Origin of the sequence: Halobium salinum (assembly GCF_026586625.1) — an archaeon.
Taxonomy (GTDB): Archaea; Halobacteriota; Halobacteria; order Halobacteriales; family Haloferacaceae; genus Halobium; species Halobium salinum.
Genome location: NZ_JAODIW010000010.1, coordinates 406,303 through 417,965, shown reverse-complemented (window position 1 = coordinate 417,965; position 11,663 = coordinate 406,303). Strand labels below are relative to the sequence as shown.

Here is an 11,663-nt window from a genome sequence, read left to right as displayed (position 1 = left end):
ACTATCCGTGTCCGCTCCGGAGGGGGAGCGGTCGAACGTAGACCTCTTCGGGAACCTACTCGGGCGAAAGTGGAACCTCGACATCGTCCGGACGCTTCTGGAGGAGGGACCACTCGGGTTCAGCGAGCTAGCTCGCGAAGTCGACGGGGTGTCGAACAAGGTCCTCTCGGAGTCGCTGACGGACCTGCAGGAGAAGGGTCTGGTCTCCCGGCGTGTCGTCGACGACCGGCCGTTCCGAGTCCAGTACTCGGTGACCGGCCACGGGGAGTCGCTCCGGTCGGTCGTCGACGCGATCGAGGCGTGGGGTGCCCCGCCCGGGCGTATCGCCACCTGCAGGACGTGCGAGACGGAACTCCCCGTGGCCCGGGAGTGTTCCTACTGTGCACACCACTACTGTGCGGAGCATCAACTCCCCGAAAACCACGACTGCGCCGGCGTCAAACGGCTGGAGGGGGTCGGCCGACGCTTCGAGAGTGCGCTGAACGCCGCGGTCCGCGCCGCCGAGCCGGTCGAGCGGAGCGGCCCGCCGACGCCGACCGACACAGACCGACACGAGCGCGGGTGAACCCGCCGAGCGGGTCGGACGGGCCACCAGTCGGATAGGACGCGTCGTCGGCTCTCAGAGCCCGTCGTCCTCGTCGACGAGCCTCGAGTGGGCGCCGATGAGCGCACCCGAGAGGTCGAGCCCCTGAATGCGGGTCTCGCGGTCGATGATAGAGCGACGGATGTCGGAGTCCTCGATTTCGGCCTCCGGGAAGACGATGACGTTGTCGAGACTGGAGTTCCGAACCGAAACGTCCTCCATCAGGTGGACGTTGTCGCCGAGGTCGGAGTCCTCGATGGTCGCGCTCTCGTTGATGTAGTTCTCCCCGTCGAGTTTCCAGGCGACGGCTTCGAGGTAGCTCGCGGGCGTGCCGATGTCGTACCACGCGCCGTCGAAGGTGAACGCGTTGACCGGTTCGCGGCTCTGGAGCCACTGGATGAGCCAGCCCGGCTCGTCGGGGTTGTTGTCGCTCGCGAGGTACTCGTCGATCTTCGGGAGCGTCTCCGCCGGGAAGGCGTAGCAGGCGATGGAGACGAGCGTCGACTTGGGGTCCTCCGGTTTCTCCTGGAAGTCGACGACGCGTTCGCCGTCGAGTTCGACCAGCCCGTAGGACTTGGCCTTCTCCTTCGAGCCGACGTCGTAGGCGGCAAGCGAGGTCGTCTCCTTCTCGTAAAAGTAGTCGACGAACTCGCTCATGTCGAACGAGAGGAGGTTGTCGCCGGCGACGACGAGCAGGTCGTCCTCGACGCCCTCACGGTCGACGAGCTGGGCCAGCGCGCCCACGACCCCGAACTTCTCGTCCTCCTCGACCGTCTCCTCGACCGAGAGCGTCGGCTTCTCGTACTCGCTCTCCTCGAGGTACTCCTCGAAGTCCTCGGCGAACGCCTCGTTGGTGCTGACGAACACCTCGTCTATCCGGTCGTCCGCCTCCAGGTCGTCGAAGATGATGTCGATGACGGTCATCTCGCCCACCGGCAACAGCATCTTCGGTCGGTTGCGCGTGATCGGCCAGAGACGGGTCGCGTAACCACCTGCCAGGACTACGGCTTTCATATCATGAACGTCCACACGGGAGGGTATGGTTCTTTCCCCCGACGAGAGTACTGCGGGCCGTGCTGCCCCATCTACGGCGTCGGACACAAGCGTTTTGTCCTCCGCCTCGCTGGCGACGGTAGAGCAATGAGCGACGATTCTTCCGGGTCGGATTCGAACACCGCGGCGACGACTCGTCAGCGCATCGCCGACGCCCTCCGCGAGGGGCCGGCGACCGCCAGCGACCTCTCGCGGGAAATCGGCATCCCGCGCTCCAGCGTCTACGGTCACCTCCAGCACGTCGCGCGGTCGTTGGATGGGACAGACGAGCAGTTCCTCGTCGCCCCGCCCGAGTGCAAGAACTGTGGGTTCTCGGCGTTCGACGACCCCGTGAACTACCCCTCGCGCTGTCCGGACTGTCGGAACGAGGGCATCGAGGAGGCGGTTTTCAAGGTGGAGTGAGTCGGGACCGGAGCGTGGTTCCTGGTCGGTTCTCGGGACGAACGGGGTCGGGCCGGACTCGACTTTGTTTCTGATTCGTGGCGAGTCAGCTTCTGGTGACAGAGCGTCTCTGCTGGTCCGTCTACTCTGAGTGAAGGAGCGCTCCGAAAGTCAAGAGCGTCCCGATTGCGCTAATCAGCACGCCTCCCGCGAGAATTTGGTCGGTGCCGCCGGAAGCCAATATGACGACGATTCCGACGAGCGTTAGCTGTATCCCAGCGACTTGCTGAGGTGCCTCCGTCATATTCCGTGTCAAAATAGCGTTCAATAAAGCTTTTCGATGGGTTGCGAGACTCACGGTACAACCCTGGAAGCTGACTCACGTCGAGTCCGGTCGGAAGAACGGTCGTCTCCTCTAACGCCGGTCGGAGACTCAGCTTCCGGAGGCAGAGCACACATCGGTCACACTCGAATGAGGGCCGGTATATACATGCACCTGACTTATACAACGTGAGTAGTAAGAACCTGTACCGGAAAGACGCCCCGCCTCGAGGGGCGTCGGGATTGCCGGAATGCCATTTTGCAATCCAATCCATCCGGTCCCTTCACCGGGACGATTGAATTGCGGTTCCATTCTACTTACCCGGTCAAATTATAAATGACGGCAGTTGTGTCGGATACCCCCGACGGGTAGACAGTCGAGGGAGCGTACTATCCAACTCGATTGCTTTCCCGAAGAGAGAGCGTCTCTGCTTCGCGGTTCTGGAACTTCAGCATCATTCGGGAGAAGAGCTAAATAATTCAACATCTATGAGTTGTGTTACCCGATGAGTGACGAGGACCCTCGACGACGAACGCAGAAAGAACTCATTCGAGAGGCCGTCGAGGCAGGGTACTTTGCGGTTCCACGTGAGGTTTCGTTAACCGAACTGAGCGAACGACTCGGGATGACTGACAGAGAAGCGAAACGAGAACTGAATCGGGCACTCGACGAGTACCTCCGTGAGAACCTCTTCGATGACGGCCTACAGTAGGGTTCTAAGCGATTCTACTGTCCTTTCGACTCTCTCACGACAGGGGAGATTCCTGGGTCCTGGTCGTGGTCGCCGCTCTCGGACTGAAAGACGTATCCTCTCTCGATGTCGACGCCGTTCGACTCGGCGCTTCGTATGAGGGCTTGTATTCGCTTCGAGAACTCCTCTTTCGCCTGCGGCGAGTCCGTGGCTGTCGTTGTGACTCCTGACGGAGTGTCGTAGCCAGTGAAAATCACTCTCGACTCGCGAACGACCGAGAAGCGCAGTAAGCCGAGCGGCGGCGAGCGTGCGGGGGCTTCCGAACGGCAGGGAAGACACCACGGAACCGACCGATAGCACCATCGCTACGGTACGGCTCACGACAGTCGCACCAACGGCTCAGTAAAGACCATGTAGAAACCATTTAGCCCCACCGACCCAAGCCCCCGGTATGGACTTCAGCCTCTCCGCGGAGCAGAAGCAGATTCGCGACATGGTCGCGGAGTTCGTCGACGAGGAAGTGAAGCCTCGCGCGATGGAGATCGACGAGGAAGACGAGTTCCCCGCCGACCTCGTCGCCGAGATGGGCGAACTCGGCCTCATGGGGATGCCCTTCCCGGAGGAGTACGGCGGCGCCGGCCTCGACTACCACTCCTACGCCATCGGTCTCGCAGAAATCTCGCGCGGGTCGGGAGGTCTCGGCACCATCGTCGCGGCCCACACCTCCCTGGCGGGGAACATGCTGTACGAGTTCGGGAACGAGGCCCAGAAGGAGGAGTACCTCACGCCCGTCAACACCGGCGAGGACATCGGCGCCTTCGCGCTGTCGGAGGCCGGTGCCGGTAGCGACGTGCCCGCGATGACGACCACCGCCGAGAAGGAGGGCGACGAGTACGTCGTCAACGGCGGCAAACTGTGGATTTCCAACGGTTCCGTCGCCGACACGGTCACCCTCTTTGCGAAGACCGACCCCGAGGCGGACAACAAGGGCATCTCCTCGTTCGTCGTCCGACCCGAGGAGGACGACGGGTTCGTCGTCGAGGGGACGGAGCACAAACTCGGCGACAAGGGGTGTCCGACCGCCGAACTCCGCTTCGACGACATGCGTATCCCCGAAGACCGCCTGCTCGGCGAGGAGGGCGACGGGTTCGTCCACGCGCTGAAGACGCTCAACGGCGGACGCATCACCATCGCCGCCCGCGGCGTCGGCATCGCACAGGCCGCGCTCGACGACGCGCTCGCCTACTCGCAGGACCGCGAGCAGTTCGACCAGCCCATCTCCGACTTCCAGGCCATCCAGCACAAACTGGCGGACATGGACACGAAGCTGCAGGCCGCGAAGATGCTGATGCACCGCGCGGCCGACAAGAAGATTCGCGGCGAGAAGTTCATCAAGGAGGCCGCGCAGGCGAAGCTGTACGCCTCCGAAATCTCCCGCGAGGTCGCCAACGAAGGCATCCAGATTCACGGCGGCTACGGCTACACCACGGACTTCGCGGCGGAGCGCTACTACCGGGACGCGAAGCTCAACGAAATCTACGAGGGCACCAGCGAGATTCTCCGCAACACCATCGCGAACCAGCTACTCGACTGAGGCGGTGGCGCGGCGGGGTCGTCACTCCTCGCTGCGGTCCATCGCTCGTACGCCCAGCACGTCCAGCAGCTTCTCCACGTACGCCGTCGTCCACGCCACCTGCGTCTCGGTGTCGAGGTTCTTCTCCGTCACCTCGAACAACGCCGTCTCCGCGCCCAACTCGTGATTGGCCTTCCGGACGAGCATCTCGTAGTCCACGTCGATAGGCGCCTGTGTGAACTCGTAGGCCGGGCGGGAGTCCGGGACGACCTCGGCGTTGAGGTACTCGATGGTCTCGGTCGTCGCCGCTGCCAGCCCCTCGGTCCGGAACACGTGCTGGCCGTAGTAGGCGGACTCGGAGTAGATGCCCTTGGAGCTGTGGAGGTCGACGACGTAGTCGGGGTCGGACGCCTCGACGGCCTCCCACAGCGCCGTCCCGAGCGGCGAGCGCGGCTCCGCGTCGAGCGGGAACATCCGGTTCGCGTTGCCCCATTCGGGGTGCATCCGCTGACGCGCCTCGACGGCTCGAATCGCCGCCTTCGGAATCACGACCAGTGAGCCGGCGTCGATGGTCCACTCGGTCGCCGCCGTCGCCGCCCTCCAGCCGCCCACCTCGTCGCCGTGAAGCCCGCCGACGAGCACGACCGTCGGCCCCGCCTCAGGGGCGTCGATTCGCACGAGCGGCGTCTCGTCGTCCGTCCCCTCCATGAGAAGTCGGCGGTCGACCGCCTGCTCGGGGGCGGGGGTCGCCGTGGTCGTCTCGGTCGTCGTGGACTCGCCGGTCGACGTCTCCGGAGCGGTCCCGTTCGTCCGGCTCGCGCCGTCGGTCGACTGTCCCGAGTCGGCGCCACAGCCGGTGAGGCTCGTCATCGCGCCGACGCCGCCGGCCGCGCCGACCGCCCGGAGAAAGTGCCGTCTGGAGCGTGTCATCTGGTGCTGGTTGCGGTTCGGCCCGCGCAGGAATGGGTGTGTCGAAACCGACGTTCGACTCAGTCTGCCCGTACCGAGTCGGGCGACACCATCTCGACCTGCCCGGAGAGGTCGCGCTGGGGGAACGGAATCTCGATGCCCTCGGCGTCGAAGCGCTCCTTCACGGCCGTCACGTAGTCGCCGCGGGTCTTGATGAAGTCCGACCGGTTCGGGTTCCGAATCCAGAAGCGCGACTGGAGGCCGACGTAGGAGTCGCCGAGTTCGGTCACCCGGACCGACGGCGCGGGCTCGTCGAGGATGTCGGCGTTGCGCTCTGCCTCCTCGACGATGACCTCCGTTGCTCGCCCGATGTCGTCGTCGTAGCCGATGCCGAAGAGGAACTTCATCCGGAGCGTGTCCTTCGCCACGGGGTTCTTGATGACGTTGTCGGTGAGTTGGGAGTTCGGGACCGTCAGGAGTTCGTTGTCGAACGTCCGCACCCGCGTGACGCGGAAAGAGATGTCCTCGACGACGCCCTCGTGGTCCTGCCACTGAATCCAGTCGCCGATGCGGAACGGGCGGTCGGCGAAGATGAACACGCCGGCGACGAAGTTGGCGATGACGTCCTGCATCGCGAAGCCGACCGCGAGCGTCGCCGCCGCCCCGATGGTCGCGAAGGCGGTGAGGAAGTTGCCGTACCCAGCCGCCCCGAACGCCGCGGCGACGGCGACGAACACGAGCACGACCCCCAGAATCTTCCGGAGCGGCTTCTTGCCGTGCTCGCTGAGGCCCCGGGTCGCGAGCAGTCGGTCGACGACCGGGATGACGACCAGTCGGCCGACGAGGTAGACGAGGAGGAAGGCGACGACGAACGTGATGGCGGGGCCGAGCACCCGCGCGAGCCCGTCGCCGACGCCGAGCTGTTGGAGGAGCCCAGTCACCGGGTCGGTGCCCGCCTGGAGGAAGACGAGAAGAAGCGACATTCGCCTTCCCTCACCGGTACACCGCGGTGTTGCCGCGGGTCTGCACGAGTTCTGCGTTCGCTCGCCCGGCGAGCTCTTCGGCCAGTTCCTCGCTCGTCGTTCCCCCGCGGGCCGCCCGCAGGAACTTCACCTTCACCAGCTTCCGGTCGCCGAGTTGGTCCGAGAGTTCGTCGACCACCGCGTCGAGGCCGGACTTACCGACCCAGACGGTCACGTCGAGGTCGTGAATCTGCCGTCGAACGTCCTTGTCAGTCATGCGGTCGACTTTGGGACGCCCCCGTTTGAACGTTGTTTCTCGCGGGCGTCGCGGCGGCTCTCCGGTTCGGCCGTCGACGAGAGTCAGTCGTAGGGGTAACGCGCAATCTCGCCGCAGTCACAGCTGATGGCCACGTGGCCGTCGCGCGTCCGGACGCGGGCGTTGACCCCCGGCCGGAGGTAGGCGTCACACCGGGCGCAGGTGAAGCGTTTGAACTCGTCCGGGAGGCGGAGGCGGTTGCGCTCCGCGATGCGCCGCGCCAGCCGGACGTACTCGCGGGCGCGCTCCTCTTCGCCGGCCGCCGCGGCCGCCCGGGCGAGAGTGTGCAGTCGGTCGATACGCTCCGCCGCGATGCTCATCGCGACACCCTACCCGGAGGAGGGGTAGGAAACTTCCGCTCTGTGTCTCCCGAAACGGGACCGTTCGACGGACGATGCGCCCCGGACGCACCGCTACCCGTCGTTTATCCCCCGCGGCTCCGAACCGTCGCCCGTGACCCCGTCTCCGGACCCGCTCTCGCTCTCGCGAACCCTCCTCGAAGGCGTCAAGCGAGGGGCGGACACCGCCGACTCGCGGCGCCGGCTGGCCGCCCTCGACACCGACGCGCTCCTCGCCGCGCTCGACACCGACGCCCGCCGGCTGGCGTTCTGGTGCAACGTCTACAACGGGTACGCCCAACACCTCCTCGACGCCGACCCCGGCCGCTGGGACCGGCGGTGGCTGTTCTTCCGGCGGTCGCTCGTCCCCGTCGCCGGCCGGTCGCTGAGCCTCGACGATATCGAACACGGGGTTCTCCGGCGGTCGATGAGTTCGCTCGGACTCGGCTACCTGCCTCGGCTCCGTCCGAGCGAGTTCGAACGCCGCGCCCGCGTCGACGAGCGCGACCCGCGAATCCACTTCGCGCTCAACTGCGGCGCCGCGAGCTGTCCGCCCGTCGCGAGCTACGACGCCGACGCGGTCGACAACCAACTCGACCTCGCCGCCGGCGGCTACCTCGACGCGACCGTGGAGTACGACGACGAGGCCGACGTGGCGCGCGTTCCCCGGCTCCTCCTCTGGTACCGCGGCGACTTCGGCGGGCGGTCGGGCGTCATCGACTTCCTCCGCGAGTACGACGCGATTCCGGTCGACGCGTCGCCGACGCTCCGGTATCTGGGCTGGGACTGGTCGCTGAGTCGGGGCGGGTTCGAGGAGCGCAGCGGTTCGGAGGAGGGAACGTAGCCGTCGGCGTCAGCGTAACGCCCGCACGCCGACCGCCGCGAGCGTCGGCAGTCCCAGTGCGGCGCCCGCCGAGAGCCCGAACAGGAGTCCAAGCGACGTCCACGTCGCCAGCGCGCCCGAGAGCGCGAGCCAGCCGCCGAACCCGAGCAGGACGAGTCCGCCGAACGTCAGCCCGTGGACGGCGGCCCGGGAGAGGGTCGCGGAGAGCAGGCCGAGCAGGGCGCCGACGGCGAGGAATCCGGCCCAGTGGACGGCGACGGCGACGAATCCGAGGAGCGTGACGGCGACGAGCGCCACGGCCGCGTAGTGGCTCTCGCGGAAGCGGTCGAGTCGCCCCGCGACGCCAGGCCGGTCGACGGCGTCCGCGCTCACGCCCCGACACCTCCGCGGATGCCGACAATCACGCCGACCGGGGCGACGACGCGCGAACTCCCGTTCCCGGGGTCGTCGCCGGCGGTCCCGCCACGGCGTGCCTCGGAGTCACCCCCGCCGTCGACGAACACGAGGTCCGGTTCGCCGTCGGGGCGGTCCATCGTCAGCGACTTGTACTCGCCGTCGGCCCAGAGCGGGAGTTGGTCGTCGTAGTGTTCGGACCAGAACAGCCCCGACTGGCCGCCCGGAATCACGCCGGCCGAGTTCGACTCGTTCCCGAAGTCGACGACCATCCGCCAGCTACTGCCGGCCTGCGTCGCCCGCTGGGCGCGGAAGTTGAACACCGTGAACGCGGAGCCGTTCATCGGCCGGGTGTCGTAGTTGAGGAACGCCTGGTCGAACGGGTGGGTGAGTCGGAGCCGGTTGTAGTCGCCGTACGTCTCGTAGTCCGTCCGACCGAGACGGGCGGCGGTCCGGTTCAGCGCGAGCGCGGCCACGTCGGCCCGCGTCTCGGTGCGAGCGGTTCCCGCCCTGTCGAACCACCGGCTGTCGGCCGGGAGGTCCGCGAGGACGACGTGTTTCGGGTAGGCGTCGGCGGAGAGGTTCGCGGCCGCGAACTCGTCTTCGAACGTCGCGGTGCGGAACTCCTCAAGCCAGAGCGCGTAGACGAGCGCGGCCCGCGAGTCGGCGCGCATCTCGCCGTCCCACCCGTCGAGTTCGGTCACGAGGGCACGACCGCTGTCGTTGGCACCGGCGCGACCGGCGCGGGCGTACGGGACGAACTCGGCGGCCGCGAGCGAACGGACGTCGCGCTGGAGGGTTTTCGTCGACGCGGCGGTGATGCCACCTCCGTCGGCTCCGTCGCCGCTCTCGGCGTCCCGCTCCAGCACGTCGTAAATCCGCTCCCCTCGATAGGGGTCGGCGTAGGTCATCCCGTTGCCGACGTAGTAGGGCGGGTCGTCCATCGTCCGCTGGTTCGCGGTGGCGAGCAGGTCGGGGTCCTCGACGTGCGGAATCGACTCGAACGGGACGAAGCCGGACCAGTTCGACGTGCCGTAGGGGGTGTAGCCGCGCCACTCGCCTTCGCCGGCGGAGCCGTCGAAGATTCGGTCGCCGCGGACCACCTCGCCGTCGGCGACTCGGAGGGGGTAGCGTCCCGCCGGATAGTACAACGTCTCGCCGTCGCGCGTCGCGACGACGAAGTTCTGGGCCGGCACGTCCCACGTCCGGAGCGCGTCGCGGGCGTCGTCCACGTCCTCCGCGTGGTTCAACTGGTAGACGCCGAGGGACTCGTTCGTCGCCGAGAAGCCCGGCCAGGCGACGCCGACCCGGGCTCCGTCGCGGCGAATCAAGGCCCCGTGGACCGTCTTGCGCACGGTCACCGTCACGTCCTCGCCGTCGGCGACGCGGATGGTCTCCTCTTCGGTCGCCACGTCGCGCCACTCGCCACGGTACCGGTACTGTTCGGTCCCCGAGCGATTTCTGGTCTCGTAGCGGTAGAGGTCGGTGAAGTCGCCGCCGACGTTCGTCACTCCCCAGGCCACGTCCGCGGTGCGGCCGATGACGACGAACGGGACGCCCGGGAACGAGACGCCCCGTGTCTCCATGTTCGGCGTCTTCAAATGCATCTCGTACCAGACGCCCGGCACGGTGAGCTGGAGGTGCGGGTCGTTGGCGAGGATGGGCTTCCCCGAGGCGGTGTGCTCCCCGGAGACGACCCAGTTGTTCGAGCCGATGCCCGGCTGGTGGTCGTAGCGCCCGACCCAGTTCGCGAGACTGGTCGGGTCGCCGCCGAGTGAGGCTGATTCGGCCGTATCGGCCCCACCGCTCGGCTCAGCTACGCCCGCCGCGACCGCCGGGTCGAACGGCTCGTAGTCGGCTTCGTCCCTGATGACGGGCGTGTCGTGCGGGAGCCGGTCGGGATACAGTTCACGTGCGGCCTCCTCGCCGAGTCGCTCCCGCACCGTCGCGCGCTCCAAGTCCGCGAAGTTGCCCGACAGCGACCAGGCTATCTGCTTGCCGACGATGAGCGTGTCGACCGGGGTCCACGGGTCCGGTTCGTACTCGAGGAGGCCGAACTCCGGCGGGAGCGGCTGGGTCGTCATGTAGTGGTTCACGCCGTCGGAGTAGGCCTCGACGCCCGGGCCGGCCTCGGTCTCCCGAATCTCGGCCCACGACGCCTCGGCGGCGCTCTGGAAGTCCATCGAGCGGTAGAACCGGTCCGTCGAGACGGCGCGTTCGCCGAACGCCTCCGACAGTTCGCCGCCGATGAGTCGGCGCTGGAGGTCCATCTGGAACAGCCGGTCCCGGGCCTGCAGGTAGCCGACGGCGAAGTACAGCGCCCGCTCGTTCTCGGCTTCGACGTGCGGGACGCCGTAGTCGTCGTACCACACCGACGCCTCGCCATAGGGGTTCTCGATTCGCTCGGCGTCGCGGTCGGCGGTGTCGTAGAGGCTGCCGGAGGCCGGCGCCGCCAACCCGAGGTAGTGGCCACCGAAGACGGCGGCCGCGAGAATCGCCGCCGCACAGCCGACCGCGACGGCGACTCGTATGGGGGACGGTGACATGTCAGAGACGGCGGCGCGACCGGGGATAAGGGTTCGTCCACTCGGAACAACGGAGCGGGAGTTGTCGGCGGGGAAAACAGTGGAGCTTCAGGCGTGACGGCGCCGGTCGCGGTCGAGTTCGAGTTCGAGTTCGAATTCGGGGTCGACACCCTCCCGGTGGACGGGCTCGGGCGGGTCGTCGCGGCGGGTGCGGGAGGCGTAGCGACGTGCCCCGTCGAGGTCTTCGGTCTCCAGAATCGCGCCGAGGCGGCGTTCGAACTCCTCCTCGTCGATGGCGCCGCGGGCGTACCGGTCACGCAGGGTCGCGAGCGCGTCCTCGCGGGGGTCGCGTTCGGTCGCCGACTCCGTCTCGCTCGCCGTCTCGGCGGCCGCCTCCTCGGTGTGCTGTCTCGTGTACCACTCCGCGAGGCCGACGGCGGCCGGCATCAACCCGCCGAAGCCGACCGGGAAGGCGACCCACCAGTAGTCGAAGCCGAGCGCCATCAGACCGAACGCGACGGCGAGAACCGTCATCACGACGGCGCCGACCGCGACGGCGACGAGCGGGTGGTCCTCGTCGTCCTCTCCCCCGAAGCCGAGTGGTGACTGCTGGAGTGGTTGCATGGAACCGATACGTCGGCCGAGATAATGAACCCCGAAGGTGGGACGGTCCTGCGAGCCTCGCTGGCTCCCAGGTCTTCGCCCTTACGGGCTCAGGCGCTGGCGGTCCCGCGGGAACACGGTCGCGGCGAAGCTGCTCCCTGCACCCACGC

At 67.2% G+C, this 11,663-nt stretch carries 14 protein-coding genes; 5 read left to right on the top strand and 9 right to left on the bottom strand.

The window, feature by feature from the left end; all coding sequences use genetic code 11:
- Positions 1-7: 7 nt before the first annotated feature.
- Entirely contained in the window at positions 8-565 is a 558-nt protein-coding gene (locus N5095_RS20730; protein ID WP_267625089.1) for a winged helix-turn-helix transcriptional regulator, read from the top strand.
- 54 nt (positions 566-619) lie between these two features.
- On the opposite strand, the gene N5095_RS20725 is transcribed toward N5095_RS20730, so the two are convergent.
- Positions 620-1,597 (bottom strand): nucleotidyltransferase family protein, encoded by a 978-nt coding sequence (locus N5095_RS20725; protein ID WP_267625087.1) that lies wholly within the window; start codon positions 1,595-1,597, stop codon positions 620-622.
- Between the two features lie 126 nt (positions 1,598-1,723).
- Between N5095_RS20725 and N5095_RS20720 the strand changes: the two genes are divergently transcribed.
- The gene (locus tag N5095_RS20720; RefSeq protein ID WP_267625086.1) at positions 1,724-2,038 is read left to right on the top strand and encodes a transcriptional regulator; all 315 of its coding nucleotides are present in this window, start codon (positions 1,724-1,726) and stop codon (positions 2,036-2,038) included.
- 806 nt (positions 2,039-2,844) lie between these two features.
- On the top strand, positions 2,845-3,051 hold the full coding sequence (locus N5095_RS20715; protein ID WP_267625084.1) for a helix-turn-helix domain-containing protein: 207 nt from the start codon (positions 2,845-2,847) through the stop codon (positions 3,049-3,051).
- A gap of 14 nt (positions 3,052-3,065) precedes the next feature.
- Here the strand turns inward: N5095_RS20715 and N5095_RS20710 are convergent, their stop codons facing one another.
- Positions 3,066-3,287 carry a hypothetical protein gene (locus N5095_RS20710; RefSeq protein ID WP_267625083.1) on the bottom strand — a complete coding sequence of 74 codons (222 nt, stop codon included), beginning with the start codon at positions 3,285-3,287 and terminating at the stop codon, positions 3,066-3,068.
- Positions 3,288-3,481: 194 nt separating this feature from the next.
- Here N5095_RS20710 and N5095_RS20705 point away from each other — a divergent pair, with 194 nt between their 5' ends.
- Complete coding sequence (locus tag N5095_RS20705) at positions 3,482-4,624, top strand: acyl-CoA dehydrogenase family protein (RefSeq protein ID WP_267625082.1); 1,143 nt, start codon at positions 3,482-3,484, stop codon at positions 4,622-4,624.
- A gap of 21 nt (positions 4,625-4,645) precedes the next feature.
- Here N5095_RS20705 and N5095_RS20700 read toward each other — a convergent pair whose 3' ends face one another.
- The 4 genes from N5095_RS20700 to N5095_RS20685 all read right to left on the bottom strand — a co-directional run bounded on the left by N5095_RS20700 (position 4,646) and on the right by N5095_RS20685 (position 7,110).
- On the bottom strand, positions 4,646-5,533 hold the full coding sequence (locus N5095_RS20700; RefSeq protein WP_267625081.1) for a M14 family metallopeptidase: 888 nt from the start codon (positions 5,531-5,533) through the stop codon (positions 4,646-4,648).
- A 59-nt stretch (positions 5,534-5,592) separates the two neighbouring features.
- Positions 5,593-6,495, bottom strand: a complete 903-nt coding sequence (locus N5095_RS20695) for a mechanosensitive ion channel family protein (protein WP_267625080.1) — start codon at positions 6,493-6,495, stop codon at positions 5,593-5,595.
- A 10-nt stretch (positions 6,496-6,505) separates the two neighbouring features.
- Positions 6,506-6,751, bottom strand: coding sequence for a YhbY family RNA-binding protein (locus tag N5095_RS20690; RefSeq protein WP_267625079.1), 246 nt, complete (start codon positions 6,749-6,751; stop codon positions 6,506-6,508).
- An 83-nt stretch (positions 6,752-6,834) separates the two neighbouring features.
- The gene (locus tag N5095_RS20685) at positions 6,835-7,110 is read right to left on the bottom strand and encodes a ribonuclease P protein component 4 (RefSeq protein ID WP_267625078.1); all 276 of its coding nucleotides are present in this window, start codon (positions 7,108-7,110) and stop codon (positions 6,835-6,837) included.
- Positions 7,111-7,243: 133 nt separating this feature from the next.
- On the opposite strand from N5095_RS20685, the gene N5095_RS20680 reads away from it, so the two are divergent.
- Positions 7,244-7,972: a DUF547 domain-containing protein gene (locus N5095_RS20680; RefSeq protein ID WP_267625077.1), complete on the top strand. Its 729-nt coding sequence runs from the start codon at positions 7,244-7,246 to the stop codon at positions 7,970-7,972.
- Between the two features lie 9 nt (positions 7,973-7,981).
- On the opposite strand, the gene N5095_RS20675 is transcribed toward N5095_RS20680, so the two are convergent.
- From N5095_RS20675 to N5095_RS20665, 3 genes are all read right to left on the bottom strand, one after another.
- A complete protein-coding gene (locus N5095_RS20675) occupies positions 7,982-8,344 on the bottom strand; it encodes a hypothetical protein (protein WP_267625076.1) in 363 nt (120 codons plus the stop codon).
- On the bottom strand, positions 8,341-10,911 hold the full coding sequence (locus N5095_RS20670; RefSeq protein ID WP_267625075.1) for a penicillin acylase family protein: 2,571 nt from the start codon (positions 10,909-10,911) through the stop codon (positions 8,341-8,343). The genes N5095_RS20675 and N5095_RS20670 overlap by 4 nt, the downstream gene beginning before the upstream one ends.
- A gap of 87 nt (positions 10,912-10,998) precedes the next feature.
- Positions 10,999-11,514: an SHOCT domain-containing protein gene (locus N5095_RS20665; protein WP_267625074.1), complete on the bottom strand. Its 516-nt coding sequence runs from the start codon at positions 11,512-11,514 to the stop codon at positions 10,999-11,001.
- Positions 11,515-11,663: the final 149 nt, after the last annotated feature.